Raw genomic sequence first — 26,564 nt, forward strand, 5'->3', positions numbered from 1 at the left:
ACCCGGTCAGGCGTCGGGGGTCAGCAGGCGCTCGACGGAGGCCCACTGCTCCTTGACCGGTGCGTCGGCGCCGGCCGGGCAGTGCCGGCGGTAGTCGCACCAGGTGCACAACGTGCCCGGGTTGGTGGGGAACGCCTCGTCGGCGTCGCCGCCGTCGGCCACCACCTTCTCGGCCGCCATGATGTCCCGGGCGGTGTCCTCGGCCCGCCCGACCTGGCGGGCGATCGACTCCGTGGTGTGCTCGTGCGCCGCGACCGTGCCGGTCGGCAGGTGGTGCAGCTCGACCCGGCGGCACGGGCGGCGGAAGACCCGCTCGGCGGCGTAGGCGTACAGCGCCAGGGCCTGGGAGCCGCGCGCGTCGTCGGCGTCGGTGCCGCTGCGACCGGTCTTGTAGTCGACGATCACCAACTCCGGCTCGCCGTCCGGGCCGGGCCGCGAGTCGATCCGGTCGGCGCGGCCGTTGAAGGCCAGCACCGCGGTCTTGACCGCGACGACCCGCTCGACGCCGAGCGGGTCGGCCCCGGGCTCGAGCCCGTCGACATAGGACTCCAGCCAGTCCAGTGCCCGCCGGAACAGCTCGCGCTCCTGCTCCACGTCGCGGTAGCCCTCCCGGACCCAGGTGGCCTTGAGCAGGCCGGCGACCGCACCCGTATGACGCCGGTCGGCCGGCAGCGCGTACCAGTTACGCAGCGCGGTATGGACGCTGGCGCCCAGTGAGTTGTGCGCCCACGGCGGCCCCTTCTGCGGGGCCGGCCGGTCCACGTAGGAGTAGCGGTAGCGGCGCGGGCAGTCGGCGTAGGTGCCGAGCTTGCTCGGTGTGCACACGAACAGCCGCTCCGGCATCCCGTCGAACCCGAGCTGCTCGGGCTGGCCGCCACGCGGCCGGGGGGTGGCGCCCCGGGAACGGGACGAACTGGTGGGGGAAGAGGTCGGCCTGCGCACCCCCCGATCCTGCCATCCGGGTCCGACAGGCCGGGCACAGCACGCCCGGCCGGTCACCCCTGCTGGACGTACTGGGTGACGAACGCCGCCACCGCGTCGGCGATCAACTGGACCGCGATCGCGGCCAGCAGCAGGCCGGCGATCCTGGTCAGCACCTCGATGCCACCCGGCCGCAGCACCTTGACGATCCCGCCGGAGAAGCGCAGGGTCAGCCAGACCACCACCATCACCGCGACGATCCCGCCCCCGATCGCGAGATAGTCGGCCGCCCCGTCGGCCCGCTGCACGAAGAGCATGGTCGCCACGATCGCGCCGGGGCCGGCGAGCAGCGGCGTACCCAGCGGGACCAATGCGATGTTGGCGGTCGCCTGCTGGTCGGGGTCGTTCGCCTTGCCGGTCAGCAGTTCGAGGGCGACCAGGACGAGCAGCAGCCCACCGGCGGCCTGCAATGCCGGCAGGTCGATGTGCAGGTAGTCGAGCAGCGTCTGCCCGGCGACGGCGAACACCACGATCACACCGAGCGCCAGGGCCACCGCCTGCCACGCGGCCCGGTGCCGCTCGCGGCGGGGCAGCGTGCTGGTCAGGGCGACGAAGATCGGCACCATGCCCGGCGGATCCGTGATCACCAGCAGGGTCAGGAAGACCTCGCCGAACAGTTTCAGATCCATCCGGTCAAGGTAACCGCAGCCTGGCTCAGCCGACCGGCGGGACGCCGCGGGCCGCCGACACGATCCGCTCGTACGCGTCGGGCGCGGTGGTGTGGGCGCCGATCCGTACCATCTTGTGGCTGCCGTGGAAGTCCGACGATCCGGTCACCACCAGCCCCAGCTCGGCGGCGAGGGCCCGGACGTGGGCCCGCTCGGCCGGCGAGTGGTCGGTGTGGTCGGCCTCCAGGCCGAAGAGCCCGGCCGCCGCCAGTTCGACGATCAACTCGTCGGGCACGATCCGCCCGCGCCGGGTGGCCCGGGGGTGGGCGAAGACCGGCACCCCGCCGGCCTCCCGGACCAGTCGTACGGCGGTGAACACGTCGATGTCGTCCTTCGGCAGCCGGTAGCGTTCCCCGAGCCAGCGCGGCTCGAACGCCTCGCTCGTGGTGGCGACCAGCCCGGTCCGGATCAGGGCGGTGGCGATGTGCGGCCGGCCGACGGTGCCGCCGGCCGCGTAGCCGCGTACCTCGTCCCAGGTGATGTCGACCCCGTCGGCACGCAGCAGTTCGACGATCCGCTCACCGCGCGCCTCGCGGGCGACCCGTACCCGGGCCAGTTCCGCCGCCAGCGCGCGGTCGGTGGGGTCGAACAGGTATGCCAGCAGGTGCAGCGGGATCGCCGTGTCGGGCCCGTACCAGCGGCAGGAGATCTCGGCTCCGCGGACGAGGGTCAGGCCGGCGGGGCGCGCGGTGGCCGCCGCCGCCCAGCCGGCGGTCGTGTCGTGGTCGGTGAGCGCGACGACGTCGAGCCCGGCCCCGCTGGCGGCCGCCATCAGTTCGCCCGGGGTCAGCGTGCCGTCGCTGGCGGTGGAGTGGGTGTGCAGGTCGATGCGGGCCGGCGCCGGCGCCCCGGTACCGGCGGTCACGACCGGCCGGACCGGTCGGCGGCGGTGATCGGCTTCGCGGTCATCCGCGGCACCGGCTGCCAGTCCGCGCCGGCATCGGGGGGCAGCGAGACGACCTGCTGGGTGCCGTCGGTGCGGCACTGCACCACGCCGCGGTCGTCACCGGCCACGACGGTCATGTCGTCGGCCCAGACGGCCGGCACGGTGCTGCGGACCGGGCAGCCGACGGTCGCGTAGTCGCCGGTCAGGGCCGCGTCGATGTCGACCAGGGTCAGCCCGTCGGCGGCCGGCGCGACCAGCCAGCCGCCGCCCGGGGCCAGCCGGCCGGGGGTGAACTCGGCGCGCAGGCCGAGCGTGCAGGCCCCGGAGCGGTCCACCCGCAGCCGGTGGGCCCGGCCGTCGAGGGCGGCCAGGCAGAGGCCCCGGTCACCGGTGCGGATCAGGGCGGCGACGGCTCCCCCGGCGGTGCCGTAGATGGCGGTGACGTCGAGGTTCCAGGACGGCCGGTAGGGGCCGGTCGGGTCGAGCAGGTCGTAACCGCGGGAGTGGCCGACCCGTCCGGCGACCACCACCCGCCGGTCCAGGAACGCGACCGGCACGGTTCCGGGCGGTACGTCGGTGGTGGACCGGACGGACAGCCCGTCGGCGGTCAGGTCGGCGACCCCCAGCGCCCCGTCGGAGACGTACGCGAAGCGGGCGCCGTCGGAGCTGACGGTCCAGCCGTCGCCACCGCCGCGCAGTGGCACGCTGTCGCCGTCCGGCCGCAGCAGGCGGACGTTGGTGGCGCCGCCGTAGACCCAGCCCACCGGGACCCGGTAGGCGCGCAGGACCTCCCCCACACCGGACAGTGGCAGCCGGCGGCCGTCGGTGGTCCACAGTTGATCGCCGACCCGCAGGTCGATCCCGATCGTGGTCTCCCGGTCGGGCGTGTGCATCAGGACGGCGGCGTCGGCGCCGGGGACGACCGCGGCCGGGGACGGTGGCGGCGGTGCCGCCGGGGCGCCGGTCGGGACGACGTGGCCGGTCGGAGCCGGCGCCGGCGTGCTTTCCAGGCCCAGCCGGTGTGCGGGCGGGTCGGCCGGCTGCCACCAGGACCGGGCCGGGGCGACGCCGGCCGCGACGAGCACCAGCACCAGGGCCGCTCCGACCGACGCGCCCGCGCGGCGGCGACGCCGGACGGCCGCACCGTGCCGGATGGCCCGGTCCGCGGCGTCGGCGGCCGGCAGCCCGCCGTACGGGCCGGACGTCGCCCGGTCGGCGAACATGTCCCGTAGGTCTTTCTCGATCCTGCTCACCGGCCCTCCAGAGTGGCCGGACCGGCCCCGGCCGCGAGCACCGCCGGCCGGATGCCGGATGCGACCGGGGGTCGGCTGCGGGGCGCGGCCGGCGACCGCTCACCGGTCGGCTCGATCACCCGGTCCGCCGGCCGGCGCACCCCGTCGTCGGCCAGCCGCCGGCGCAGGGTGGACAGTGCCCGGGAGGTCTGGCTCTTGACCGTGCCCACCGAGATGCCGAGCATCGCCGCGGTCTGCGCCTCCGAAAGGTCCTCGTAGAAGCGGAGTACGAGCACCGCCCGCTGGCGGGCCGGCAGCATCTTGACGTGCTGCCAGAGCGCGTCGCGCTCCAACTGCTCCTCGATGCGGTCCGGGGCGGCCCGCTCGGGCAGCACCTCGGTCGGGCGCTCGCCGTGCCAGCGCCGCCGCCACCAGCTCGTCGCCGTGTTGACCAGGACCCGGCGGGCGTACGGTTCGACGGCCTCGATCTCGCCCAGCCGCTTCCACGCCAGGTAGGTCTTGGTCAGCGCGGTCTGGAGCAGGTCTTCGGCGGTGGCCCAGTCGCCCGCGAGCAGGTAGGCGGTGCGCAGCAGCGACGACGAACGCGTGGCGACGAAGTCGCGGAACTCGTCCTCCACCCGCTGCCCGCTCACCTGCCGCCCTTCGCCAGCGCTTGTGCGGAAAGGCTTTCACGAAGCGCCGGCCGGCACCAGGGAGGAGCGTTCCGACCTCATCCGATGTTCGGACAGAGTTCGTCAGGCGCCGTCGTCGGCCTTGTTGTCCTCGCCCTCCTTGCCCAACCGGGCCTCGACCGCCTGCGGTTCGTACATCTCCTCGACGACGCGCAGGTAGAGCTCGTTGGGGTTGGGCAGGTGCTTGACCTCGCGCAGCGCCTGCTCCTGGCCGGCGGACTCCAGCACGAACGTGCCGTAGTTGAGTGCCCGGCCCAGCGGCGACTGCTCGTATTTCATGTCGGTGACCCGCAGCAGGGGCATCATGGCGACCCGCCGGGTGATGATCCCGTTCACCACCATGACCCGCTTGTTGGTCAGGATGAACCGGTCGAAGTACCAGTCGGCGACCTTCCACGCCACCCAGCCCATGATGCCGAGCCAGATGATGACCGCCACGGTGGTCAGCCCGCCGACCTCCTGGCCGGCGAGGAAGCCGGACAGGTAGCCGAGCACGAAGGTGGCGGCGACCCCGATCAGCAGCGGCGTGCTGAGGTGCACCCAGTGCCGCTTCCACTCACCCCGGTAGCGCTCGGTCGGGAAGAGGTAGCGGGCGACCAGCGGTGTCGGCTCGTCTTCGAGCGGAAGGACCCGTCGGGGGCCGAGCGGCATGCCGGAGGCGTCGACCTGGAGGCCGGCGAGTTCTTCCTCGGAGATGTCCGTCGGCGGGTAGGCGGTGTCGTCGACCCAGGTGGTCGTGCGCGGACGCTGCTCGTGCCCGAAGCCGACGCTCTCTCCGTAGGAGGCCCCTTCCGAGTAGGACGGACCGTCGGAGTAGCCGGGCCCGTCGTCGCGGGCCACCGGAATCGGCTCGGTGTCGTACTCCCGGCGGTCCCGTCGCCGTCGGTCAGGCTCGTCGGGGTCGGGTGGTTCGACGGGAGGGTTGGCCATCGGCGCCGCTAAGCCACGAGGCTCGTGAAGAAGTCACCGAAGCCCTGGGCGATGTCCATGATGCCCCCGCCGAGGGACTTGAAGACGTCCGCGGCGGAATCGGGCCGGAAGGCGATAAAGAAAACTAGGAACGCGAGTCCGCCCCAGGTGAGGACCTTCTTGACCATTACGGGCCATCCCCCTCCGCGCGGCGCCGGGTCTCTGCCGCAGCAGCACCCAGAGTATCAGTCGTACGTCTCACAGTGAATCAACTGCATGCATCTTGGACCACCCGAACGGCTATCAAACCTTGCCATGCAGGTAGGGCGAGGGTGCACCGAAAACAAGCTCGGCCGGAGTCCACTCGGAGAGATCCTGCAGCACGACTTCCTCCGCGAGAACGTAGCCCGCACTCGCCGGCCACGTTATCGCATAAAGCCACATACCCCTCGCCTCGCCCACGTAGACGCTGCGATCTGTCGGGGATTTGACGGACCAGAGTGGAGTGGGGTGCCCCCCTGCCCGGATCTTGGCGTGCGACACCCCGTTCTCGGCGTTCCCCGGTGCGACCTCGGTCATCGCGTCGGCGAGCAACGCACCCGGGTCCGGTCCGGGGATACCCGCGAACCGGTTGCCCAGTCCGAGACCGGGCTCCTCGGCGACGAGTACGAGGTCGGCCGGGCCGCCGGCGAGCGGATCCGGCCCGCTGCAGGCGACGGTCGTCGCCCGTACCCCGGTGTGCACGTCGCCGGCCCACGCGACGCCGGTCACCGTCCAGCCGGCCAGCAGCGGCCACGGGCACCACAGCGGGCTCGGCGGCCGGCCGTGCCCGGAGTGCGCGTCGGCCATCCCGGCGACCGTGCTGTGCAGGATCTCGGCACCGATGTGCCGGGCCGTGTGCAACGGGGGTACGGCGCCGTCGTCGTCGCAGCGCCAGTCGGTGTGCATCAGGTCGGGCGGCCGCACCGGACCACCACATCGGGGACAACTCACCGCAACAGCCACAGCACCCACGTTGCGCCGATCGTCCCGCAGAGTCAAGCGAAGCGGCCTTTTCGGTCATCTCAGACCACCTCGGCGGGTCAGTCCGGTGGCGGGCCCGCGTGGCTCCTGATCCAGGCGTGCATCGCGATACCGCTCGCCACCCCGGCGTTGATCGACCGGGTGGAGCCGTACTGGGCGATCGAGAAGAGCTGGGCGCAGCCGGCCCGGGCGGCGTCGGACAGGCCGGGCCCCTCCTGCCCGAAGAGCAGCACGCAGCGCCGTGGCAGGGTCACGGTCTCCAGCGGGCGCGCTCCCGGCAGGTTGTCGATTCCCACGATGACCAGGTCGTTCTCCCGTGCCCACGCGGCGAGAAGATCGACGCTCTCGTGGTGCCGGACGTGCTGGTAGCGATCGGTCACCATCGCCCCGCGCCGGTTCCACCGCCGCCGGCCGACGACGTGCACCTGCGCGGCGAGGAAGGCGTTGGCGTTACGTACGACGGTCCCGATGTTGAAGTCGTGCTGCCAGTTCTCGATCGCGACGTGGAAGTCGTGCCGGCGCCGGTCCAGGTCGGCCACCACGGCCTCGAGCCGCCAGTAGCGGTAGCGGTCGACGACGTTGCGCCGGTCGCCCGCCGCGAGCAGTTCGGGGTCGTAGCGCGGATCGGTCGGCGGGTCGCCCACCCAGGGTCCGACGCCGACCTCCAGTTCATCACCGCTCACGGTTGTCAGAGGGTACGCCGCCCCGGGCCGCCGGTCGGGCCGGGATCAGCAGAGCCCCAGAGCGGCCCCGAGGTCGTCGAGGAACCGCCGCCCGGCCGTGCTGACCGGCTCGTCGCCAGCACCGGCCACCCCACCGGCCCGGTGGGCCCGGCACACCCGTGCCGCGATCGACTGGACCCACTGCCGGTAGGCCGCCGAGTCGGCCGGATCGGCTCGCGCGCCCAGCACCCGGACCGCCTCCCGGCACGACCCGAGTACGTCGGCGAGCGCCGGCGCCCGGCCGGTGGCCGGCCGGTCCTGCTCGTGCTCGGCGTAGATCGTGCTGGCCACCACCCGGACGAGTTCACTGTCGAAGGCGCGTCCGGCCGCGATCCCTTCGAGGCCGGCCAACCCCTCACGGACCCGGTGCCCGGGATCGTCGGATTCGGCCGAGGCGGCCGCGACGACGATCCGGCTGGGCAGCCGGGTGAGCAGTTCCCACTCGGCGGCCGGATAGGCGAGCGTGGAGAGCTGGCCAACCGGGCGACCTGGGAAGACGGGGCCTCCGGACGGGATCTGGCTCGACATGGGCGACCTCCCGCGGCCAGCATATGCCGGACTCTTGCGAAAGCAGACGTTCAACCCCTAAAAGCATCAAGAAGGGGCGTAGCACCTATCCCTGGCAGAGCCCGCCGATCCCGGGCCGCCCGCTGGTGCCGGTCCGGGATCGGCCGCGAGCGGCGCACGACGGGCAACTTCGGCCGGGAGCAGCCGGACACCGGGGAAAGTGAATTCGCGGCCCGCCGCATTCACATTGCATCCGGAAGATGAACCACATCGAAACTTCCGACGCCACGACGGCGAAGTGCCACATGGCACGCCTTACCGATGATTAAGGCAGTGTCACGGCGTTTCGAGCGGGAAGAGTCTGCAGGGGAGAAAACTCCTGCGGACGCAATGAGCGGCGGGGCCCTCCCCGGCACCCGCCGCCCACGCTTTGATGAAGAAGATTCTGCCCGAGACACGGATCACTGAGAAGAGGTGAACCCGAGACGGAGGTCACAGTTATGATTTTGTGACACTACTTACCGTGAGAGTTGACGTTCCCGCAACCGATCGTCACGCTTCCCATTTGCCCTTGCCAAGCACTGATTCGCCCCTGGAGCGAGGTTCGGCCGGCGTCACCACCTGGAAACGCTCCCATCACCATCGGTGAGCGCTCCAGAACGCCTGCTCAAGCTGCGGTTAACACTATGCAGGTCGATGACAGACACGTACGGTAAGCACCGTGCGGCTCGTCCGTTTCCGCCGGCCGGCAGCGGGGAATGCGGCAGCCGAACTCCAGGTTCTTCCCTGGCGTAGGCCCCGAAACCGGTGATCGGAGAGATCAATGGCGACCGTTGAGTTGACCACGGCGAACTTCGACGAGGTGACCAGCCAGGAAGGCATCGTGCTGGTTGACTTCTGGGCGAGTTGGTGCGGGCCGTGCGTCCGCTTCGCCCCCGTCTACGACCGCTCATCCGACAAGCACCCGGGCATCACTTTCGGCAAGGTCGACACCGAGGCCCAGCCGGAGATCGCCGCCAAGTTCGACATCCGCTCGATCCCGACGATCATGGCGATCCGTGACGGCGTCATCGTCTTCGCCCAGCCGGGCGCCCTGCCCGAGTCGGCGCTCGAGTCGTTGATCAGCCAGGTGGAGGCGCTCGACATGGCCGAGGTCAAGGAGAAGCTCGCCGCGCACGAGCACTGAGCCCCGCGGACAGCGGCCCGGCCGGACACGCACATGTGTCCGGCCGGGCGCTGTTTTTGGCGGATTGTCCGGTCCGCCGGCGCTGGCGGAACGGTAGGGTCAACGTTCCAATGGAGACCCTGACGGCGCGCGGACGCGCCTACCGAGTGCTGGCCACCCTGGTAGCTGGGGCCCTGCTCCTGGTCGGCACCTTCTGGGGCCAGGACGACCACTTCCCGTTCGGCCCGTTCCGGATGTACTCGACCTCCAACCCGCCCGACCAGCCCGCACCGGACACCCGGGTCGAAGCGGTCGGCGCCGACGGGTCGGTCGTCGTGCTCTCCGAACGCAACAGCGGAATCCGGCGCGCCGAGATCGAAGGACAGCAGGCCCGCTACACCGACGACCCGGCGCTCCTCGCCGAGATCGCGCAGGCGTACGCACAGCGCAACCCCGGCCAGCCGGCCCTGGTCGAGGTACGCATCGTGGTGCGCTGGCACGGCATCGTCGACGGCCGGCCGACCCGGACGCACGTCGACGAGACCGTCGTACGGTGGCAGGCGTCGTGAGGGCGCTCGGTCGTTGGCTCACCGAAGCCGTGCCCCGGGGGCGCGTCGCCGCCTTCCGTACGCTGGTCTACCTCTTCGTCGTCGGCGACCTGCTGTTCTTCACCCCGTGGGTACGGGACCACGCCACCGTGCCGGGGGCGCTCTACCAGCCGCTGTTCGTCGGCCGGCTGCTCCCGCTGCCCACCCCCAGCCCCGAACTGGTGTCGGTCGTCTTCTGGTTGCTCCTCGCCCTCGCGGCGCTCGCCGCGACCGGACGGGCGCCACGGCTGCTCGGCTGGTCGATCTTCCTGCTCTACTTCGAGTGGATGATCATCGCGATGAGCTACGGCAAGGTCGACCACGACCGGTTCGGCCTGCTGGTGGCGCTGGCCGTACTGCCGACGGCCGGCCGGGCCCGGCACGGCGACCCCACCCGCACCGAGGCGGGCGGATGGGCGCTGCGGGTCACCCAGATCGCGGTGGTGTGCACGTACTTCCTCGCCGCCTGGGCCAAGCTCCGCTTCGGCGGGGTGGAGTGGCTCACCGGCTCCGTCCTGGCCCGCGCCATCATCCGCCGCGGCACCGAACTCGCCGACGTCATCGCACAGGTGCCGGGGCTCCTGATCGCCGCCCAGTTCGGCATCATGGCGTTCGAGATACTCAGCCCGGTCGTGTTCCTGCTCAACGAGCGCTGGCGCAACCGCGCGGTCGCCTTCTTCTACTCGTTCCACGTGGTCACGTTCGCGACCATCACCATCTCGTTCGCGCCGCACCTGGTGGCGATGGCCAGCTTCCTGGCACTGGAACGGGTCCGCCCGATCGTCTGGGTACGCCGTCGCCTGCGCCGGACGGGCGGTCGCAAGGGGACCGCCGAGCCGGCCCCGGATCAGTTGGCGGATCCGGCGGGCGGCGCACCGTAGAGCCGCTCGCGGGTGGCCTGCGGGAGCGAGCAGGCCGCCGTGCCGCCCGGCATCCGGTGCCGGTTGGCCGCCACCCAGCGGTAGACCGGCCAGGCGACCGCGCGCACCGGCCGGAACTGGAGGACCCGGCCCGCCACCCGCCACAGCCACGAGCTGCCACGCAGCAGCAGCGCGATCGCGTCCGGTCCGGCCGCCCGTCGCCCGTCGGCACCGACCCACTGCACCGCCTGCTCGCACTCGTCCACGGTGAGCCCGAGCGTGGCCAGGTCGGCGAACTGCCACGGCACGATCGTCGCCGGCCCGGGAACCCGGCGCTCCGCGAACCGGGCACACGTCGTACAGAACGCGCAGTCGCCGTCGTACACGAAGGTCGCGGTTTCCATGGGTCCATCATTCCCGCACCGGCGGCGGACTCCTACAGGACGTGCCCGACGTAACCCTGGATCGTCTCGTCGAGTACGTCGCGCCCGGGCCGGGCCCAGACGTCGGCGTGGAAGACCTCGACCTCGATCGGGCCGGTGAAGCCGGTCGCGTCGACCGCCTCCCGGAAGCGTCGCAGCTCCACGCTCCCGGTGCCCGGCAGGCCCCGCCCCAGCAGCACGCCCTCGGGCAACGGCGTGATCCAGTCGGCGACCTGGAAGCAGGCGATCCGGTCCTCCCGGCCGGCCCGCTCGATCTGCGCCCACACCTGGCCGTCCCACCACAGGTGGTAGGTGTCGACCACCACGCCGACGGCGGCCGACGGGTGCGGTGCCGCCAGGTCGAGGGCCTGGCCGAGACTGGCGACCACGCACCGGTCGGAGCAGAACATCGGGTGCAGCGGCTCGATCGCCAGCCGTACGCCGGCGGCGAGCGCGTGCGGCACGAGCTGGCCGATCGCGTCGCCGATGTGCGCCCGGGCCCCGTCGAGGTCGCGACTGCCCTCGGGCAGCCCGCCGGAGACGAGCACCAGCGCCGGGGCGCCGAGGGCGGCCGCCTCGTCGATCGCCCGCCGGTTCTCGTCGTACCAGCCGGGCTGGTTGAAGAACCCGCCGCGGCACAGCGACGTCACCGCGAGCCCGGCGTCGCGGACCAGGGCCGCGGTCTTGTCGAGGCCGTAGGCCGCGGTCTCCTCCCGCCACAGTCCGATCTGGCTGACGCCGGCGTCGACGCAGCCGGCGACCAGGTCGGGGATCGGCCAGTACTTGGTGGTGGCCTGGTTGAGCGAGAAGCGGTCGAGCGAACTCATCGGGTGGTCCCCCACTGTGGTCGGCCGGTCAGGACTCGAGTTCCGGGATCTCGACGCGCCGACCCTCGCGGGCCGACTGGATGCCGAGTTCGGCGAGCTGCACGCCGCGGGCGCCGGCCCACAGGTCCCAGGTGTACGGCGCGTCCTCGACGACGTGGCGCAGGAACAGCTCCCACTGTGCCTTGAACCCGTTGTCGAACTCCTCGTTGTCCGGCACGACCTGCCACTGCGAACGGAAGTCCTCGGTGGCCGGCAGATCGGGGTTCCACACCGGCTTCGGGGTCGTCGACCGGTGCTGGATCCGGCAGTTGCGCAGGCCGGCGACGGCGCTGCCCTCGGTGCCGTCCACCTGGAACTCGACCAGTTCGTCGCGGTAGACCCGGACCGCCCAGGACGAGTTGATCTGGGCGACGACCTTGCCCTGGCCGGGCCGGTCGATCTCGAAGATGCCGTACGCCGCGTCGTCGGCGGTGGCGTCGTACGCCTCGCCGGCCTCGTCCCAGCGCCGGTCGATGTGGGTGGAGAGGTGGGCGTTGACCGAGGTGACCCGGCCGAAGATCTGCTCCAGCACGTAGTGCCAGTGCGGGAACATGTCGACGGTGATGCCGCCGCCGTCGGCGGCCCGGTAGTTCCACGACGGACGCTGGGCGGCCTGCCAGTCACCCTCGAAGACCCAGTAGCCGAACTCGCCACGGATCGACAGGATCTGCCCGAAGAAGCCGCCCTTGACCAGCCGGTCGAGCTTGCGCAGCCCGGGCAGGAACAGCTTGTCCTGCACCACGCCGTGCTTGATGCCGGCGGCGTCGGCCAGCCGGGCCAGGTCGACCGCGCCGGCGAGGTCCTCGGCGGTCGGCTTCTCGGTGTAGATCGCCTTGCCGGCCTCGATTGCCAGTCGCAGCGCCTTCTCCCGCTGGGCGGTGACCTGCGCGTCGAAGTAGATCTCGACGTCGGGCCGGGCCAGTGCCGCGGTCAGGTCGGTGGTCCAGTCGGTGAGCCCGTGCCGGTCGGCGATCTCGCGCAGCTTGGTCTCGCTCCGGCCGACCAGGACCAATTCGGGCCAGAGCCGGTCGCCGTTGACCAACGGGAGGCCACCCTGCTCACGGATGGCGAGCAGGGAGCGGACGAGGTGCTGCCGGTAACCCATTCGGCCGGTGACACCGTTGAGTACGATCCCGATGGTCTTGCGGGCCATGCGGCTGCCTCCTCGGCCAACGTCGCTTGTCGCGCGGGATGCTCGGGCGAGCATCAGGTAAGCGCTTTCCTGCTGGAGATTACCGATACTGCAACGGTTAAGGCAAGGGCTTTCCCAGGCATTCGTACGGGCTGACGGCGCGCTATCCTCACGTTCATCCGGCAACCGGCGGCCGGGGAAGGGCTGGACCGATGGCCACCTTGGCGGATGTCGCACGGCGGGCGGGTGTCTCACCCGCGACCGCCTCCCGGATCATCAACGGCAGCCCCAAGCCGGTGACCGAAGGCTTGCGCGAGCGGGTGCTCGCCGCGGTGGAGGAACTGCAGTACGTCCCCAACGCGCACGCCCAACTGCTGGCCCGGTCGCACCGCAGCGCGGTCGGCGTCATCGTCCACGACGTCTCCGACCCCTACTTCGCGGAGATCACCAAGGGGCTGCAACGGGTCGCCACGGAGAACGGGCGACTGGTGATCATCTGCAACAGCTACCGCGACCCGGACAAGGAACTCGAATACGTCGAGCTGCTGCGCGCGCACCAGGTCGCGGCCATCATCCTGGCCGGCTCCGGCTACCACGACGAGTCCTACACCACCACGCTGGACAACAAGCTGCGGGTCTACGAGGCGACCGGCGGCCGGGTCGCCGTCATCGGCCGGCACCAGCACGCGGGCGACGCGGTCGTACCGGCCAACACGACCGGCGGCCACCTCGCGGCGACCGAACTGTACGAGCTCGGCCACACCCGGATCGGAGTGATCGCCGGGCCGGCACACCTGACCACCACGACCGACCGGCTGGCCGGCATCCAGCAGGCCGCCGCCGAGCACGGGCACACGATCGCCCCGACCCACATCACCTACGCCGACTTCGACCCGCCGAGTGGCGCCACGGCGACGGCCCGGCTCCTCGAGGCGCACCCGGACATCACCGCCATCGCCGCCCTCAACGACTCGATGGCGGTCGGCGCCCTGCGCCACCTGCGCCAGGCCGGCCGCACGGCACCGGGCGACATCAGTCTCATCGGTTTCGACGACATGCCCGTCGCCCAGGACGTCACGCCCACCCTCACCACCGTGCGGCTGCCGCTGGCCGACATGGGTGCCCGGGCGATGACCCTCGCGTTGCGCCCGCCGGACGACACCGCGACCCCACAGATCGAGGAGGCCGGCGCCGCGCTGGTCCGCCGGGAGAGCACCGCGCCGCCACGCCGCTGAACAGCTTGCACATTCCTCGTACGCATGTTCGAATGAGTTACATGCGCTGGGACAACCTGTCGGCTCCCCCCGACGCAGGAGTCCCAGGAGGGGCAGCGCCAGCGGCCCCACCCCTGCCGCTGGCGCTGCCCGGCGCGACCGTCCGCACCTTCGACACCCCGGACTTCGCCGGGATGACCTTCTACGAGGTGCGGGCCAAATCAATCGTCAACCGGGTGCCCGGCACCTCCCACGTGCCGTTCGAGTGGACGGTCAACCCCTACCGCGGCTGCGGTCACCGCTGCACCTACTGCTTCGCCCGCAACACCCACACCTACCTCGACCTCGATGCGGGGCAGGACTTCGACAGCAAGGTCGTCGTCAAGGTCAACGCGGGCGAACTGCTGCGCCGAGAGCTGGCCGCGCCGAAGTGGCGGGGCGGGCCCATCGCGATGGGCACCAACGTCGACTGCTACCAGCGCGCCGAGGGCCGCTACCGGCTGATGCCGGAGATCATCGCCGCGCTGCGCGACTTCGCCAATCCGTTCTCGATCCTGACCAAGGGCACGCTGCTGCTGCGTGACCTGCCGCTGCTGCGCCAGGCGGCGGAGGTCACCAGGGTCGGCGTCGCCTACTCGATCGGCTTCGTCGACGAGTCCCTGTGGCGTTCGGTCGAGGCCGGCACCCCCGGCCCGCGCCGGCGGCTCGACGCCGTACGCGCGCTGACCGAGGCGGGCTTCCGGGTCAGCGTGCTGATGGCGCCGATCCTGCCCGGGCTGACCGACACCGACGACTCGATCGAGGCGACCGTTTCCGCCATCGCCGCCGCCGGCGCGGCCAGCCTCACCCCGATCCCCCTGCACCTGCGCCCCGGCGCCCGGGAGTGGTACGCGCGCTGGCTCGCCCGCGACTTCCCGCACCTCGTGCCGCTCTACCGGGAGCTCTACCGGGCCGGCTCCTACCTGCCGCAGAGCTACCAGCGGGAACTGGTGGCCCGGGTCCGGCTGGCCGCCCGCCGGCACGGCCTGCACCGTTTCGAGCCGGAGGCCGCCCCGGAGCGGCCGCCACCGGCCCGGCCCGAGCAGCTGACCCTGCTCTAGCGGTCACGTCCCGGCGGATCCGGCCAGGAACTGGGCGGCGTACGACGCCGACGGCTCGATCGGCGTGATCACGTCGATGAGCACCCCGTCCGGGGCGGCCACGATGAAGTGCCGCTGGCCGAAGTCCTCGCTGCGCAGCGACAGCTCCTCGGTCAGCCCGGCACGGCCGACCAGCCGCTCGTGTTCGGCGTCGACGTCGGGCACCTCGAAGTTGAGCAGGAGCCCCCGCGCCGGCGCCCGGTAGCGCTCCGGCAGCGTCTCGTGGGTGTGGTCGAGCAGCGCCAGCTCGTAGTGCGGCGGCCCGGGCCGGCGCAGGCTGACGTACCAGTCGGCCTCGAAGGTCACCTCGAAGCCGAAGTGCCGGGTGTAGAAGGCGCGGGAAGTCGCGACATCGGCGGTGCCGATTACCGGGTAGAAGCTGTCGAGCCGGCCGTTCATCGGTCCTCCAGAGAGTTTCGCATACCTTGGGTATGCCAACGACGCTAGTAACATACCCGGGGTATGTCAACGCGACGAGGAGTGTGACCATGACCTCCAGGGCCGAACAGCGAGCCGCGACCCGGCGGGCGCTCCTGGCCGAGGGCCGGCGCCGGTTCGCCCGCGACGGCTTCCACGAGGTGGTCCTGGCCGAGGTCGCCCAGGGCATCGGCGCGACGAAGGGCGCCGCCTACCACCACTTCGGCAGCAAGGCCGGACTCTTCCGCGCCGTCGTCGAGGAGGCGCAGCGTGAGGTCGCCGACCGGGTGGCCCGCGCCGCCGGGGAACACGACGACCCGTGGGAACAATTGCTCGCCGGCTGCCGGGCCTTCCTGGCCGCCAGCTCCGACCCCGAACTGCGACGGATCATGCTGGTCGACGCGCCGACCGTACTCGGCTGGAACGAGTGGCGGACGCTCGACGAGTCGTCGTCCGCGCGGCACCTGGCCGAGGCACTGGAGTCCCTGATCGCCGCCGGCGTCATCGAGCCGCAGCCGACCGGGCCGCTGACCCGGTTGCTGTCCGGGGCGATGAACGAGGCCGCCCTCTGGCTGGCCCAGGCCCCCGGCCCGGACCCGGCCACCCCGGGCCGGCCGGACGGGTCCACGCTGGACGCCACGATGGCGGCACTGACCCGACTGCTCGACGGACTGCGCCGCCCATCCCGGTGACGGGCGGGCACGGCCGGGCCGTACGGGATATCGTCGCAGCGTGCGTGACGCCCTGCAGATCCTGGCCGAAGCCCGCGTGATCGCGGTCGTCGGCGCCTCCCGTGACCCGCACAAGCCGGCCCACAGCGTGCCGTTGCAGATGCAGCGGCACGGCTGGCGGATCATCCCGGTCAACCCCTACGCCGGCGACGAACTCTTCGGCGAGCGGGTCTACGCCTCGCTGGCCGACATACCGCACCCGGTCGACGTGGTCAACGTCTTCCGGCCGGCCGCCGACGCGCCGGAGGTGGTTCGCGAGGCGATCGCCATCGGCGCACCGTCGATCTGGCTGCAGCTCGGCATCGTCTCGCCCGAGGCACGCCGGCTCGCCGAGGAGGCCGGCGTCGACTACGTCGAAGACCGCTGCCTCGCGGTCGAACGCGCCGTCGGCGGGCTGAGCCTGACGTAGCACCCGTCGCTCCGAAGGGGACGGCGCCCGTTGACGGCGCCGATACCCTGCCCGAAAACCACGACCGAACGTGATGACAGACCGGCGAGCAGGGCAGCGCCCTGGCGAATGTCGGACTGTTCTTCGGCTACGCCGCCACCGTCCTGTACCTGCTGTTGTGTGTCCTCTGGGTCGGCCTGATGCCCTGGGACATGTCCGTGAGCACCTACTGAGCCGCGCCCGCCGGCCGGCGGGCGCGCGGCCGGCTCACCGGAACTCGGCCTCGCGAACGCTGTTGCCGCCGTCGACCACGATCATCTGCCCGGTGATGTACGACGCGGCCGGCGAGCACAGGAAGGCGATCGGCGCGGCCACCTCGTCCGGGGTGCCGGGGCGGCCGACCGGTGTGCCGAGCCCCTGCTTCAGCTCGGCGACCGTCGACGCCGCCGTGTAGATCGTGCCCGGCGCGACCGCGTTGACGGTGACCCCGTCGGCGACCATCTCCATCGCCAGTGCCCGGGTCAGCCCGATCACCCCCGCCTTCGCGGCCGCGTACGCCGCCTCGGTCGGCAGGGCGTTGACCGCGCCGGCGGTGGCGGCCAGGTTGACGATCCGCCCCCAGCCGCGCTCGGCCATCCCACCGATGAAGGCGCGGCTGCACAGGAAGGCGGTGGTCAGGTTGCGGTCGATCTCGGCCCGCCACTCGTCGTAGGTCAGCTGGGCGACCGGGCGCAGCACCTCCGGGCTGGCCCGGCTGGCCAGTCCGGCGTTGTTGACCAGCACCTCGACGTCACCGAGCTGCTCGGCGACCGCGTCGGCGAGGGCGCCGACCTCCGCCTCGTCGGTCAGGTCGGCGACGAAGCCGGTCGCGTCCAGTTCGGCCGCGCGTTCGTGGATCCGCCGGGTGGTCGACACGATCGCGACCCGGGCGCCGAGACCACGCAACCGCCGGGCGGTGGCGTAGCCGATACCGTCGGCGCTGCCCGCTCCGGTCACCAGCGCCACCCGGCCGTCGAGCCGGAGCGTCGCCGGTCCGGGCTCGGCGGCGCCGTCACCGGCCAGGAGGTCGCTGGTCCGTCCACCGGCACGTACGTCGAAAGCCATGCCGCCGATCCTGCCCGGTCCCGGCGGCGCCGGCAACGACGCCCAGCCGTTACGGTCCCGTGCCCAGGTGTCGGACACCGCCGCTGGCCGGCGGCGACTACCCTGACGGCGCATCCTCGATATGACGGAGTTGAGTCCATGAGCTATCCCCAGCAGCCGGGCAACTGGTCGGACCCGTCCTGGCCGACGCCACAGCCGGGTTACGGTGACCCGTCCTACCCGGTCAGTGGGCAGCCGGTCGGCAAGGACGCCTACCCGGTGTCCGGCTACCCCCCGCCGCCGCAGTACGGCTACCCGGTGACGCCGCCGCCGACCAACGGCATGGCGATCGCCGCGCTGGTCTGCTCCCTCATCGGTCTGGCGACCTGCATCTCGGCTCCGGTCGGCGCGGTCCTCGGACACGTGGCCCGCCGGCAGATCCGGGAGCGGGGCGAGGCCGGTGACGGCATGGCCCTGGCCGGCATCATCATCGGCTGGGTCATCACCGGGCTTTACCTCCTGGGTGCCATCGGCTACATCGCCCTCATCGCCTTCGTCATCAGCGCCGACACGACCAGCACCTACTGACGATCGGGAGCGCACCGTGGACAAGCCCGACGGCGAACCGCAGGCGACCGGCACGCCGGGTGTGACCGGCACCCCGACGCCGGGACCGGCCAGCCTCGACAAACCGGGGGTCCCGCCGGGACCGGCCGACGCCGGTCGCACGGTGCCGGGACCGGCCCGGCCGGTGTGGCCCGGGCCGGTGGGCCGTCCGTTCGCACCGCCCCGGCCGACCAACACCCTGGCCGTCACCGCGCTGGTGATCGCCCTGGTCAGCCTGGCCACCTGTCCGCTGATCGGCGGTGTGGCCGTCTACCTGGGCAACCGGGCCCGTGCCGAGATCCGGTCCAGTGGTGAGCAGGGCGACGGCCTGGCCCTGGCCGGGGTGATCGTCGGCTGGTGCGCGATCGCGCTGAGCGCCGTACTGCTGCTGTTCATGGTGGCGTACTTCGGCTTCCTCGCGATCATGTTCGGCGCGATGTTCGCCACCGGCGTCTAGTCCCGCGGCGGGATGAATCCCGACGTACGCACCAGGCCGGCCGCCCGGCCCTTCGCCGCGATCACGAGCGCCATCTTGCGGGACGCCTCGTCGATCATCTCGTCACCGAGCATGACCGCGCCGAGCCGCCCGCCGGCCTCCGAGGTGTAGTGGTCGTAGGCGTCCAGGATCAGTTCGGCACGGTCGTAGTCGGCCTGCGCCGGCGAGTACACCTCGTTGGCCGCCTCGATCTGGCCGGGGTGCAGCACCCACTTGCCGTCGAAGCCGAGCGCCGCGGACCGCCGGGCCACCTCGCGGAAGGCGTCGACGTCGCGGATCTGCAGGAACGGGCCGTCGATCGCCTGCTTGTCGTACGTCCGGGCGGCCATCAGGATGCGCATCAGGATGTAGTGGTAGGGGTCGCCCGGATAGTCGGGCAGCAGCGCGCCGACCACCAGCGACCTCATGTTGATCGAGGCCATGAAGTCGGCCGGGCCGAAGATGATCGTCTCGACCCGGGGCGAGGCCGCCGCGATCGCGTCGACGTTGACCAGGCCGGCGGCGTTCTCGATCTGCACCTCGATGCCGATCCCGCCGACCGGCAGGCCGAGCGCCTTCTCGATCTGGGTGAGGGTCAGGTCGAGCCACTCGACGTGACCGGCGGTCTGCACCTTCGGCAGCATCACGCAGTCGAGGTTGGCGCCCGCCCCCTCGACCACCTCGACCACGTCCCGGTACGTCCACGGCGTGGTGAGGTCGTTGACGCGTACGGCCCGGGTCTTGCCGTCCCAGCCGCCCTCGTTGAGGGCCGCGACGACGTTGCGCCGGGCATCGGGCTTGGCGAGCGGGGCGACCGCGTCCTCCAGGTCGAGGAAGACCTGGTCGGCGGGGAGCCCGCGGGCCTTGTCGAGCATCTTCCGGCTCGATCCGGGGACCGCCAGGCAGGACCGGCGGGGGCGTCCGACTACGGCCATCAGCGGCTCCTTCTCCCACGGGCGGTCGCCACCTCGGCGATCGACAGAGGCACCGTAGCCGGGCGACCGGACGCCGGGTCCGCGGTGTGCAGGATCTCACCGCACCGGGCGTCGTTCAGGGCAGCGGGTCGGCGACCGGCGGTTCCGGGCGGCGGGCGGCACGGCTCCCGCCGAGTACGACGACCGCGACGCCGACCAGCAGCAGGGCCAGGCCGGGCAGCGCCGCCGGCCGGGGCGCCTGCCCCAGCCAGGCCCACGCGATCAGAGCGGCCGCCGGGACCTCCAGCAGGATCAGGATGCTCACCGTGGTCGCGGACACCTTCCGCAGGGCGTAGCTGAACATCGAGTGCCCCAGCAGTTGGGCACCCACGACCAGGCCGAGGATGGCCAGCCAGGCCGAGTTCGAGAAACCGGTCAGCGGCACTCCGGCCAGCAGGCAGGCCACCAGCAGGGCCAGTCCGCAGGTGGCGTAGCAGATCGTGGTGTAGGTGACCGTGCTGGTCGCCCGGCGGGCCTGCTCGCCGAAGGCCGTGTAGACCGCGGCGAAGACGGCCCCGGCGAGCGCGAGCAGGTCGCCCAGGACCGCCTGCGGGGAGAGCCCGAGGTCGGCTCCGGTGGCCAGCGCCGCCCCCACCACCGCCACCGAGATGCCGATCCACGCGACGGCGGGCAGTCGCCGCCCCTGGCCGAGCGCGATCAGCCCCTGCCATACCGGCTGGGTCGCCACCAGGGCCGTCGCGGTCGCCACCGAGGTGAGCTTGGCACTCGGTATCCAGGTGGCGAAGTGCACCGCCAACGCGAGCCCGGCGAGCACGCAGAAGATTCCGGCCCGGCGTCCGTCGCCGCGGACCAGCGCCCGCAGTTCGGACCGCCGCCGCAGCAGTGCGAACGGCCCGAGCAGGGCCACCGCCAGCCCGTTGCGCCAGAAGGCGATCGCGAGCGCGGGCGCGGCGGCGAACGCGATCAACGGAGCGGACGACGACACCGCGATGATGGCGATCGAGATGGACGCCGTGGTCAGCGGGTCGACAGTCGGCCGGTGCACGATCGCCCATCCTGACATGCCAATTCGCCCCGATCGGCCGACAGTGATGATCACCTCCAAGCTGATGCACTGTCCGTGAACAGCCAACTACGGTGTTTGCAGCATCCTCTCCCCCTTGGAGGCTGATTCACCGATGACCCCGTTCCGTGCGGTGCTGTTCGATTTCTTCGGCACGCTGACCACGGCCGTCCGGCGCGGACCGCGCCACGCCGTGATCGCGCAGATGCTCGGATCCGACCTGGAGACGCTCACCACCGTCCTGGACCGCACCTACTACACCAGGGCCAGCGGCATGTTCGGCTCGGCAGAGGCCGACCTGCGCTTCGTCTGCGACCGGATGGGCACCCGGCCGTCCGACGACACCCTGCGCGACGCACTCGCCGCCCGCACCGACGCCCTGCGGGCCGAGACCCGGTTACGGGCCGACGCGGCGGCCGCCCTGCGGGCCGTACGCGACCGGGGGCTGCGCACCGCGGTGGTCAGCGACTGCACGTACGAACTGGCGGCGTACGTGCCGCACCTGCCGGTCGCCACGCTGCTCGACACGCTGGTGTTCTCGACCGAGGTCGGCGAGTGCAAGCCGGCCGCCCGGATGTATCTCACCGCCTGCGAGCGGCTCGACGTCACGCCCGAAGAGTGCCTGTACGTCGGCGACGGCGGCAGCCGCGAGCTGACCGGGGCGACCGAGGTCGGCATGACCGCCGTCCGGCTGGCCGCCCCCGACCTGCACCAGCACCTGACGTTCAACGCCGACGCCGGCTGGACCGGCCCGATCGTGGCCAGCCTCACCGACGCCGTCACCATGGTGGATCCGGCGCTCCGGCGGCACCCGCCCCGCGTCGGCCCGACCCTGCCGGCACGCGGATGCGACCGGTCGCCGGTCACGGTGACCGTGCGGGAACGCACCCCGGTACGGCAGGATGCAGGACGTGACTGACGAGGCAGGCGGCCCCGCGACGACACCGCTGGTCGAGGAGGCCGTCAAGAAGGCGGCGGTGGCGTGGGTGGCGGTCGGCGACGGCCCCACCCGGGCCCTGTGGTGCCTACCGGTCGACGGCACCCTCTACGTGGTCAGCGGGCCGGGCGAGCAGTCCGCACCCGGACTCGCCGAAGCCACCACCGCGGCGGTCACCCTGCGCGGCGACCACGGTGGACAGATCGTCACCTGGCCGGCGGCGGTCACCCGGATCGCGCCCGACTCCGACGAGTGGGCCACGGTGGCGCCGCAGGTCGCGACGAAACGGCTCAACGCCCCCGGCGGCGCCGCCGACCTGGTCGCCCGCTGGGCGGACGAATGCGCGCTGAACCGGCTGACGCCGGCCGGCGAGCCGCTGGCCGCCGGGCCGACGCTGCCCGACGACTCGCTCGCCGCCCCGCCCCGGCCGACCCCGGCCGTACGGCAGGTCAGGAAACCGTTCCGGCTGCACCGGGTACGGCGCCGCTGACCCGCCGGCCGGCGGGCGGGCGGATCAGCCGACGAACGGCGGGACGGCGATCTCGCCGCGGGCGATCGGGACCACGCTCCCGGTGACCGTCGCCGAGACGGCCGCCCCGCCGACCGCCGACACCGTGCAGTCGAGGCTGGACGGGCGGCGGAGTTCCGCGCCCTGCCGGACGGCGTACGCCGACTCGCCGTCCGGCGGCAGCAGGCCGCTGGCCACCAGCCACACCCCCATGCCGAGGGCGGCCGACCCGGTGGCCGGATCCTCCACGACCCCCGTACCGGGGGCGAAGACGCGGGTGTGCGCGCTGCGTTCCTCGGCCGACCAGGCCAGCACGCTGACGTGTTCCACCCCCAGCCGCTCGGCCCCGGGCACGTCGATCTGGGCCCGGCCGACCGCGTCGGCACGGACCGCCAGATAGGGGAACTCCAGGCCGCAGCCGGCGACCCGCGGCACCGGGCCGGCGTAGTCGTCGAGGGTCAGCCCCACGATCGACAGCAGCGGCTCGGGGTCGAGTTCCGGCCCGAGCGTCGGGGCGGCACCGGTGAGGGTGGCCCGGTTGTCGGACACGTCGATCGGCAGCAGACCCGCCTCGCACTCCTGGGTGACCCGGCCGGTGCCGAAGAGGCCACGCCGGGCCGAGGTGACGGCGGCGCCGACACTCGGATGACCGGCGAACGGCAACTCCTTCTCCGGGGTGAAGATCCGGGCCCGGTACGTGGCGCCGGCCTGTGTCGTCGGCAGCACGAACACCGTCTCGGACAGGTTGAACTCCTGGGCTATCGCCTGCATCTGCTCGCCCGCCAGGCCCTCGGCGCCGAAGACGACGGCAAGCGGATTCCCGGCGAACGGCCGGTCGGTGAAGACGTCCACGATCTCGTACGCCAAGGTCGACATGGTCGGTAACGATATGCGGTCCGACCCACGGGACCGCAGCGTGTCCACGCAGGTCACCGGTGACCCGAGGGGTCGCCCGCCGGGTCGCCCGCGGGCCCCGCTTCCGAGCAAGATCCGTGGTGGTGCCCCTAGGCTTGACCCGTGACGATCGGGAACCGGGTCTACATCGCCCGACTCGCCGGCCTCGCCGTCTTCGACCCCAACGGCGACCAGGTCGGCCGGGTCCGCGACGCGGTGGCACGGCTGCGCACCACCAACCGTCCGCCACAGGTCGTCGGCCTGGTGGCGGAGATGCCGATGCGTCGCCGGATCTTCCTGCCGATCAACCGGATCACCTCGATCGACAGCGACGCCGTCGTGCTCAACACCGGCACCCTCAACCTGCGCCGGTTCGAGAAGCGGCCCAACGAACTGCTGGTGCTCGAAGACCTCCTCGACCGGCGGGTGACCCTGGAACCGGCCGAGCGGCCCGGCGTCGTCGTCGACGTCGCCATGGAGGCGAACCGGATCGGCGAATGGTCCCTGAGCCGGGTCGCCGTACGTGAGCAGACCGGCCGGCTCGCCCGTCGCGGACACCTCCAACAGCTCGACTGGGACCGGGTCCGCGGGCTGATCGGCGTACCCGACACCCGGGGCACCGCCAACCTGCTGGCGGTGCTCGACCAGATGCGCCCCGCCGACCTCGCCAACGCGCTCCAGGACCTGCCGGACGGCCGGCGCAACGAGGTCGCGGCGGCCCTCGACAACGAGCGGCTGGCCGACGTACTCGGCGAACTGCCCGAACACGACCAGGTGGAGATCCTCGCCGCGCTCGGCCGGGAACGCGCCGCCGACGTGCTGGAGGAGATGGACCCCGACGACGCCGCCGACCTGCTGGGCGAGCTTCCACCGCCGGAGCAGGAGGTGCTGCTCGACCTGATGGAGCCCGACGAGGCCGATCCCGTCCGGCAACTGCTCAAATACAAGCCGGGTACGGCCGGCAGCGTGATGACCTCCGAACCCGTCATCCTCACCCCGGACGCCACGGTCGCCGAGGCCCTGGCCCGCATCCGCGAACCCCAGCTCCCGCCGGCGGTCGCCGCCCAGGTCTTCGTCGCCCGCGCCCCGATGGCCACACCGACCGGCAAATACCTCGGCGTCGTGCACTTCCAGCGCCTGCTGCGCGAACCACCGGCCGAGATGCTCGGCGGGGTGGTCGACAACGGCATCGACCCGTTGCAGCCGACCACACCGCTTCCCGAGATCACCCGCCGGATGGCCACCTACGACCTGGTCGCCATGCCGGTCGTCGACGCCGCCAACCGGCTGGTCGGGGCGGTCACCGTCGACGACGTACTCGACCACTCGCTGCCGACCGACTGGCGCGACCGGGACGCGCCCGCACCGGCCGCGCGGCCCGCCGCCGCGCGCACCGAGGGCCGGATCGATGGCTGAGCCGCGCCGCGCGCAACGGCTCGACCAGCCGCGCGAACGCCACCGCATCAGCATGCCCCGGTTCGACCCCGAGGCGTTCGGCGCCTGGTCGGAGGGGATCGCCCGGTTCATGGGTACGGCGAAGTTCCTCGTCTACATGACCGTGGTGATCCTGCTGTGGATCGCCTGGAACGTGCTGGCCCCACCCGCCCTGCGCTTCGACCCGTACACGTTCACGTTCCTGACCCTGGTCCTGTCGCTGCAGGCGTCGTACGCCGCGCCGTTGATCCTGCTCGCACAGAACCGCCAGGCGGACCGGGACCGGGTGGCGCTGGAAGAGGACCGGCGGCGCGCCGAGATGCAGAAGGCGGACACCGAATACCTGTCCCGGGAGATCGCGTCGCTGCGCATCGCCATGGGCGAGGTCGCCACCCGCGACTTCCTGCGCTCCGAACTCGGCCGGCTCGCCGAGGAACTCGACGAGCAGGCGCAGCGCCGTCAGCGGCTGGAACGCATCCAGCAGCAGCGGGAAATGCGCGGGGCGGCGCCACGGGCGGCACGCAACGGCTTCGACGAACCGTACGACGAACTCGGCAATCCCTGAGCGTCGCCGCCCGGTCGGGCCCGGCCGGCTAGGGAACGACCCCGCCGGCGGCGGAAAGACTGGCGCCGCGCGCCCCAAGGGGCGGGGCGCGCGGCGGTCTTCAACGATCGTTGCACCAGGTCGGGTACGGCGTCCAGCCTGAAAACCACATTTTGCAAAGAGCCGCCCAGGACGGACGAGATGCCTATAATGCCGCTCCGGGCCTCCTATCGACCTTCGTCACACCCGGCCACCGCAGCCGCCGATCGCCCTCGTCACCCGACGTAACATGGCCGCATGTCTGCACCCGTGAGCACCGTCGAGGAAGCCATCCAGGCCGCCCTCGCCACCGTCGACGACCCGGAGATCCGCCGCCCGATCACCGAACTCGGCATGGTCCGATCAGCGGTGATCGACGACGAGGGCGTCGTACGGGTCGAACTCCTGCTCACCGTCGCCGGCTGCCCGCTCAAGGACAAGCTGCGCACCGACATCACCGCCGCCGTCGGCGCGGTCCCCGGCGTCGAACGGGTCGAGATCGAATTCGGTGTGATGAGCACCGAACAGCGGCAGTCGCTCCAGGCCAGGCTCCGTGGCGGCGGCGGCGCCACCGAAGAACCGGTCATCCCCTTCGCCCAGCCCGGCTCCCGCACCCGCGTCTACGCGGTCGCCAGCGGCAAGGGCGGCGTCGGCAAGTCCAGCGTCACCGTCAACCTGGCCGCCGCACTCGCCGCCCGCGGCCTCTCCGTCGGGGTCGTCGACGCCGACATCTACGGCCACTCCGTCCCCCGCATGCTCGGCGCGGACGGCCGCCCCACCCGGGTCGAAGACATGATCATGCCGCCCCAGGCGCACGGCGTGAAGGTCATCTCCATCGGCATGTTCACCGCCGGCAACGCGGCCGTCGTCTGGCGCGGCCCCATGCTGCACCGCGCCCTCCAGCAGTTCCTCGCCGACGTCTACTGGGGCGACCTCGACGTACTCCTGCTCGACCTGCCGCCCGGCACCGGCGACGTCGCCATCTCACTCGCCCAACTCCTGCCCAACGCCGAGATCCTCGTCGTCACCACCCCGCAGACCGCCGCCGCCGAAGTCGCCGAACGCGCCGGCGCGATCGCGCTGCAGACCCACCAGCGTCTCGTCGGCGTGGTCGAGAACATGTCCTGGCTCGAACTGCCCGACGGCAGCCGCATGGAGGTCTTCGGCGCCGGCGGCGGAGCCACCGTCGCCGACTCGCTGACCCGCGTCGTGGGCGCCCAGGTCCCGCTGCTCGGCCAGATCCCGCTCGACACCCGGGTACGCGAAGCCGGCGACGCCGGCACGCCGATCGTGCTCGCCGAGCCGACCGCACCCGCCGCCCTGGCCCTGCAAGCGGTCGCCGACCGGCTCGCCGTACGGCGCGAATCCCTGATCGGCAAGCCCCTGGGCCTCCGCCCCAGCTGAGCTGATTGGCCCCGCCTCCGGCGGGGCTGGCTCGCTCCGCTTCGCGCCGCCTGAATGCACCGTCTTCACCCTGCGGGCATGACGGCTTCGCCGCATGTCCT

The 26,564-nt window shown here is 72.2% G+C and carries 32 protein-coding genes; 14 read left to right on the forward strand and 18 right to left on the reverse strand.

Annotated features, from left to right (window positions below; translation table 11 throughout):
• Positions 1-6: 6 nt before the first annotated feature.
• The 10 genes from AB0I42_RS33020 to AB0I42_RS33065 all read right to left on the reverse strand — a co-directional run bounded on the left by AB0I42_RS33020 (position 7) and on the right by AB0I42_RS33065 (position 7,641).
• Entirely contained in the window at positions 7-843 is an 837-nt protein-coding gene (locus tag AB0I42_RS33020; protein WP_357543701.1) for a PD-(D/E)XK nuclease family protein, read from the reverse strand.
• Positions 844-995: 152 nt separating this feature from the next.
• Positions 996-1,610, reverse strand: a complete 615-nt coding sequence (locus tag AB0I42_RS33025) for a MarC family protein (RefSeq protein ID WP_357543669.1) — start codon at positions 1,608-1,610, stop codon at positions 996-998.
• A 25-nt stretch (positions 1,611-1,635) separates the two neighbouring features.
• Entirely contained in the window at positions 1,636-2,514 is an 879-nt protein-coding gene (locus tag AB0I42_RS33030; protein WP_357543670.1) for a PHP domain-containing protein, read from the reverse strand.
• Complete coding sequence (locus tag AB0I42_RS33035) at positions 2,511-3,788, reverse strand: hypothetical protein (protein ID WP_357543671.1); 1,278 nt, start codon at positions 3,786-3,788, stop codon at positions 2,511-2,513. Before AB0I42_RS33035 ends, AB0I42_RS33030 begins: the two co-directional genes overlap by 4 nt.
• Complete coding sequence (locus tag AB0I42_RS33040; protein WP_357543672.1) at positions 3,785-4,420, reverse strand: SigE family RNA polymerase sigma factor; 636 nt, start codon at positions 4,418-4,420, stop codon at positions 3,785-3,787. The genes AB0I42_RS33035 and AB0I42_RS33040 overlap by 4 nt, the downstream gene beginning before the upstream one ends.
• A 102-nt stretch (positions 4,421-4,522) precedes the next feature.
• On the reverse strand, positions 4,523-5,389 hold the full coding sequence (locus AB0I42_RS33045) for a PH domain-containing protein (RefSeq protein WP_357543673.1): 867 nt from the start codon (positions 5,387-5,389) through the stop codon (positions 4,523-4,525).
• An 8-nt stretch (positions 5,390-5,397) separates the two neighbouring features.
• The gene (locus AB0I42_RS33050; protein WP_212826204.1) at positions 5,398-5,556 is read right to left on the reverse strand and encodes a hypothetical protein; all 159 of its coding nucleotides are present in this window, start codon (positions 5,554-5,556) and stop codon (positions 5,398-5,400) included.
• Positions 5,557-5,671: 115 nt separating this feature from the next.
• On the reverse strand, positions 5,672-6,382 hold the full coding sequence (locus AB0I42_RS33055) for a DUF6758 family protein (RefSeq protein ID WP_357543674.1): 711 nt from the start codon (positions 6,380-6,382) through the stop codon (positions 5,672-5,674).
• A gap of 68 nt (positions 6,383-6,450) precedes the next feature.
• Positions 6,451-7,074 (reverse strand): RNA methyltransferase, encoded by a 624-nt coding sequence (locus AB0I42_RS33060; protein ID WP_357543675.1) that lies wholly within the window; start codon positions 7,072-7,074, stop codon positions 6,451-6,453.
• 45 nt (positions 7,075-7,119) lie between these two features.
• Complete coding sequence (locus AB0I42_RS33065) at positions 7,120-7,641, reverse strand: hypothetical protein (protein WP_357543676.1); 522 nt, start codon at positions 7,639-7,641, stop codon at positions 7,120-7,122.
• Positions 7,642-8,443: 802 nt separating this feature from the next.
• On the opposite strand from AB0I42_RS33065, the gene trxA reads away from it, so the two are divergent.
• The 3 genes from trxA to AB0I42_RS33080 all read left to right on the forward strand — a co-directional run bounded on the left by trxA (position 8,444) and on the right by AB0I42_RS33080 (position 10,253).
• A complete protein-coding gene (trxA, locus tag AB0I42_RS33070; protein ID WP_357543677.1) occupies positions 8,444-8,806 on the forward strand; it encodes a thioredoxin in 363 nt (120 codons plus the stop codon).
• Positions 8,807-8,916: 110 nt separating this feature from the next.
• Complete coding sequence (locus AB0I42_RS33075; RefSeq protein ID WP_357543678.1) at positions 8,917-9,354, forward strand: hypothetical protein; 438 nt, start codon at positions 8,917-8,919, stop codon at positions 9,352-9,354.
• Entirely contained in the window at positions 9,339-10,253 is a 915-nt protein-coding gene (locus AB0I42_RS33080) for an HTTM domain-containing protein (RefSeq protein ID WP_357543679.1), read from the forward strand. The genes AB0I42_RS33075 and AB0I42_RS33080 overlap by 16 nt, the downstream gene beginning before the upstream one ends.
• Here the strand turns inward: AB0I42_RS33080 and AB0I42_RS33085 are convergent.
• Genes AB0I42_RS33085 through AB0I42_RS33095 form a run of 3 tightly spaced genes read right to left on the reverse strand, consistent with a single transcriptional unit; the run spans position 10,220 to position 12,673 of the window.
• Positions 10,220-10,636, reverse strand: coding sequence for a DCC1-like thiol-disulfide oxidoreductase family protein (locus tag AB0I42_RS33085; protein WP_357543680.1), 417 nt, complete (start codon positions 10,634-10,636; stop codon positions 10,220-10,222). The two genes, AB0I42_RS33080 and AB0I42_RS33085, sit on opposite strands and share 34 nt — an antisense overlap.
• Positions 10,637-10,668: 32 nt before the next feature.
• Positions 10,669-11,481 carry a sugar phosphate isomerase/epimerase family protein gene (locus AB0I42_RS33090; protein ID WP_357543681.1) on the reverse strand — a complete coding sequence of 271 codons (813 nt, stop codon included), beginning with the start codon at positions 11,479-11,481 and terminating at the stop codon, positions 10,669-10,671.
• 28 nt (positions 11,482-11,509) lie between these two features.
• Complete coding sequence (locus tag AB0I42_RS33095; protein ID WP_357543682.1) at positions 11,510-12,673, reverse strand: Gfo/Idh/MocA family oxidoreductase; 1,164 nt, start codon at positions 12,671-12,673, stop codon at positions 11,510-11,512.
• Between the two features lie 191 nt (positions 12,674-12,864).
• Here AB0I42_RS33095 and AB0I42_RS33100 point away from each other — a divergent pair, with 191 nt between their 5' ends.
• A complete protein-coding gene (locus AB0I42_RS33100) occupies positions 12,865-13,887 on the forward strand; it encodes a LacI family DNA-binding transcriptional regulator (RefSeq protein ID WP_357543683.1) in 1,023 nt (340 codons plus the stop codon).
• Positions 13,888-13,928: 41 nt separating this feature from the next.
• On the forward strand, positions 13,929-14,966 hold the full coding sequence (locus tag AB0I42_RS33105) for an Rv2578c family radical SAM protein (RefSeq protein ID WP_357543703.1): 1,038 nt from the start codon (positions 13,929-13,931) through the stop codon (positions 14,964-14,966).
• 3 nt (positions 14,967-14,969) lie between these two features.
• On the opposite strand, the gene AB0I42_RS33110 is transcribed toward AB0I42_RS33105, so the two are convergent.
• The gene (locus AB0I42_RS33110) at positions 14,970-15,404 is read right to left on the reverse strand and encodes a VOC family protein (protein WP_357543684.1); all 435 of its coding nucleotides are present in this window, start codon (positions 15,402-15,404) and stop codon (positions 14,970-14,972) included.
• 89 nt (positions 15,405-15,493) lie between these two features.
• On the opposite strand from AB0I42_RS33110, the gene AB0I42_RS33115 reads away from it, so the two are divergent.
• Positions 15,494-16,114, forward strand: a complete 621-nt coding sequence (locus AB0I42_RS33115; protein WP_357543685.1) for a TetR/AcrR family transcriptional regulator — start codon at positions 15,494-15,496, stop codon at positions 16,112-16,114.
• A gap of 40 nt (positions 16,115-16,154) precedes the next feature.
• Positions 16,155-16,562: a CoA-binding protein gene (locus AB0I42_RS33120; RefSeq protein WP_357543686.1), complete on the forward strand. Its 408-nt coding sequence runs from the start codon at positions 16,155-16,157 to the stop codon at positions 16,560-16,562.
• Positions 16,563-16,808: 246 nt separating this feature from the next.
• On the opposite strand, the gene AB0I42_RS33125 is transcribed toward AB0I42_RS33120, so the two are convergent.
• A complete protein-coding gene (locus AB0I42_RS33125) occupies positions 16,809-17,645 on the reverse strand; it encodes an SDR family NAD(P)-dependent oxidoreductase (protein WP_357543687.1) in 837 nt (278 codons plus the stop codon).
• Positions 17,646-17,783: 138 nt separating this feature from the next.
• On the opposite strand from AB0I42_RS33125, the gene AB0I42_RS33130 reads away from it, so the two are divergent.
• On the forward strand, positions 17,784-18,212 hold the full coding sequence (locus tag AB0I42_RS33130; protein ID WP_357543688.1) for a DUF4190 domain-containing protein: 429 nt from the start codon (positions 17,784-17,786) through the stop codon (positions 18,210-18,212).
• A gap of 16 nt (positions 18,213-18,228) precedes the next feature.
• The gene (locus AB0I42_RS33135; protein ID WP_357543689.1) at positions 18,229-18,687 is read left to right on the forward strand and encodes a DUF4190 domain-containing protein; all 459 of its coding nucleotides are present in this window, start codon (positions 18,229-18,231) and stop codon (positions 18,685-18,687) included.
• Here the strand turns inward: AB0I42_RS33135 and AB0I42_RS33140 are convergent.
• Both AB0I42_RS33140 and AB0I42_RS33145 read right to left on the reverse strand, forming a co-directional pair.
• Positions 18,684-19,640, reverse strand: coding sequence for a CoA ester lyase (locus tag AB0I42_RS33140; protein ID WP_357543690.1), 957 nt, complete (start codon positions 19,638-19,640; stop codon positions 18,684-18,686). The genes AB0I42_RS33135 and AB0I42_RS33140 overlap by 4 nt on opposite strands.
• Positions 19,641-19,755: 115 nt before the next feature.
• Entirely contained in the window at positions 19,756-20,703 is a 948-nt protein-coding gene (locus AB0I42_RS33145; protein WP_357543691.1) for a DMT family transporter, read from the reverse strand.
• Positions 20,704-20,818: 115 nt separating this feature from the next.
• Here AB0I42_RS33145 and AB0I42_RS33150 point away from each other — a divergent pair, with 115 nt between their 5' ends.
• The gene (locus AB0I42_RS33150) at positions 20,819-21,622 is read left to right on the forward strand and encodes an HAD family hydrolase (RefSeq protein WP_357543692.1); all 804 of its coding nucleotides are present in this window, start codon (positions 20,819-20,821) and stop codon (positions 21,620-21,622) included.
• A complete protein-coding gene (locus AB0I42_RS33155; RefSeq protein ID WP_357543693.1) occupies positions 21,606-22,130 on the forward strand; it encodes a hypothetical protein in 525 nt (174 codons plus the stop codon). Before AB0I42_RS33150 ends, AB0I42_RS33155 begins: the two co-directional genes overlap by 17 nt.
• A 24-nt stretch (positions 22,131-22,154) precedes the next feature.
• Here the strand turns inward: AB0I42_RS33155 and AB0I42_RS33160 are convergent, their stop codons facing one another.
• Entirely contained in the window at positions 22,155-23,024 is an 870-nt protein-coding gene (locus AB0I42_RS33160; protein ID WP_357543694.1) for a PhzF family phenazine biosynthesis protein, read from the reverse strand.
• Between the two features lie 141 nt (positions 23,025-23,165).
• Here AB0I42_RS33160 and AB0I42_RS33165 point away from each other — a divergent pair, with 141 nt between their 5' ends.
• From AB0I42_RS33165 to AB0I42_RS33175, 3 genes are all read left to right on the forward strand, one after another.
• Positions 23,166-24,458 (forward strand): CBS domain-containing protein, encoded by a 1,293-nt coding sequence (locus AB0I42_RS33165; RefSeq protein WP_357543695.1) that lies wholly within the window; start codon positions 23,166-23,168, stop codon positions 24,456-24,458.
• On the forward strand, positions 24,451-25,041 hold the full coding sequence (locus tag AB0I42_RS33170) for a DUF1003 domain-containing protein (protein ID WP_357543697.1): 591 nt from the start codon (positions 24,451-24,453) through the stop codon (positions 25,039-25,041). The genes AB0I42_RS33165 and AB0I42_RS33170 overlap by 8 nt, the downstream gene beginning before the upstream one ends.
• A 276-nt stretch (positions 25,042-25,317) precedes the next feature.
• Positions 25,318-26,463, forward strand: a complete 1,146-nt coding sequence (locus AB0I42_RS33175) for an Mrp/NBP35 family ATP-binding protein (protein ID WP_357543698.1) — start codon at positions 25,318-25,320, stop codon at positions 26,461-26,463.
• Positions 26,464-26,564: the final 101 nt, after the last annotated feature.

It is taken from the genome of Polymorphospora sp. NPDC050346 (assembly GCF_040655695.1).
GTDB classification, from domain to species: domain Bacteria; phylum Actinomycetota; class Actinomycetes; order Mycobacteriales; family Micromonosporaceae; genus Polymorphospora; species Polymorphospora lycopeni.

Coding starts and splice junctions, on each gene's coding strand:
- AB0I42_RS33020 (WP_357543701.1), bottom strand. CDS start 843: ATGCCGGAGCGGCTGTTCGTGTGCACACCGAGCAAGCTCGGCACCTAC.
- AB0I42_RS33025 (WP_357543669.1), bottom strand. CDS start 1,610: ATGGATCTGAAACTGTTCGGCGAGGTCTTCCTGACCCTGCTGGTGATC.
- AB0I42_RS33045 (WP_357543673.1), bottom strand. CDS start 5,389: ATGGCCAACCCTCCCGTCGAACCACCCGACCCCGACGAGCCTGACCGA.
- AB0I42_RS33050 (WP_212826204.1), bottom strand. CDS start 5,556: ATGGTCAAGAAGGTCCTCACCTGGGGCGGACTCGCGTTCCTAGTTTTC.
- AB0I42_RS33065 (WP_357543676.1), bottom strand. CDS start 7,641: ATGTCGAGCCAGATCCCGTCCGGAGGCCCCGTCTTCCCAGGTCGCCCG.
- trxA (WP_357543677.1), top strand. CDS start 8,444: ATGGCGACCGTTGAGTTGACCACGGCGAACTTCGACGAGGTGACCAGC.
- AB0I42_RS33075 (WP_357543678.1), top strand. CDS start 8,917: ATGGAGACCCTGACGGCGCGCGGACGCGCCTACCGAGTGCTGGCCACC.
- AB0I42_RS33085 (WP_357543680.1), bottom strand. CDS start 10,636: ATGGAAACCGCGACCTTCGTGTACGACGGCGACTGCGCGTTCTGTACG.
- AB0I42_RS33090 (WP_357543681.1), bottom strand. CDS start 11,481: ATGAGTTCGCTCGACCGCTTCTCGCTCAACCAGGCCACCACCAAGTAC.
- AB0I42_RS33095 (WP_357543682.1), bottom strand. CDS start 12,673: ATGGCCCGCAAGACCATCGGGATCGTACTCAACGGTGTCACCGGCCGA.
- AB0I42_RS33100 (WP_357543683.1), top strand. CDS start 12,865: ATGGCCACCTTGGCGGATGTCGCACGGCGGGCGGGTGTCTCACCCGCG.
- AB0I42_RS33105 (WP_357543703.1), top strand. CDS start 13,929: ATGCGCTGGGACAACCTGTCGGCTCCCCCCGACGCAGGAGTCCCAGGA.
- AB0I42_RS33110 (WP_357543684.1), bottom strand. CDS start 15,404: ATGAACGGCCGGCTCGACAGCTTCTACCCGGTAATCGGCACCGCCGAT.
- AB0I42_RS33115 (WP_357543685.1), top strand. CDS start 15,494: ATGACCTCCAGGGCCGAACAGCGAGCCGCGACCCGGCGGGCGCTCCTG.
- AB0I42_RS33125 (WP_357543687.1), bottom strand. CDS start 17,645: ATGGCTTTCGACGTACGTGCCGGTGGACGGACCAGCGACCTCCTGGCC.
- AB0I42_RS33130 (WP_357543688.1), top strand. CDS start 17,784: ATGAGCTATCCCCAGCAGCCGGGCAACTGGTCGGACCCGTCCTGGCCG.
- AB0I42_RS33140 (WP_357543690.1), bottom strand. CDS start 19,640: ATGGCCGTAGTCGGACGCCCCCGCCGGTCCTGCCTGGCGGTCCCCGGA.
- AB0I42_RS33145 (WP_357543691.1), bottom strand. CDS start 20,703: ATGTCAGGATGGGCGATCGTGCACCGGCCGACTGTCGACCCGCTGACC.
- AB0I42_RS33150 (WP_357543692.1), top strand. CDS start 20,819: ATGACCCCGTTCCGTGCGGTGCTGTTCGATTTCTTCGGCACGCTGACC.
- AB0I42_RS33155 (WP_357543693.1), top strand. CDS start 21,606: ATGCAGGACGTGACTGACGAGGCAGGCGGCCCCGCGACGACACCGCTG.
- AB0I42_RS33160 (WP_357543694.1), bottom strand. CDS start 23,024: ATGTCGACCTTGGCGTACGAGATCGTGGACGTCTTCACCGACCGGCCG.
- AB0I42_RS33170 (WP_357543697.1), top strand. CDS start 24,451: ATGGCTGAGCCGCGCCGCGCGCAACGGCTCGACCAGCCGCGCGAACGC.
- AB0I42_RS33175 (WP_357543698.1), top strand. CDS start 25,318: ATGTCTGCACCCGTGAGCACCGTCGAGGAAGCCATCCAGGCCGCCCTC.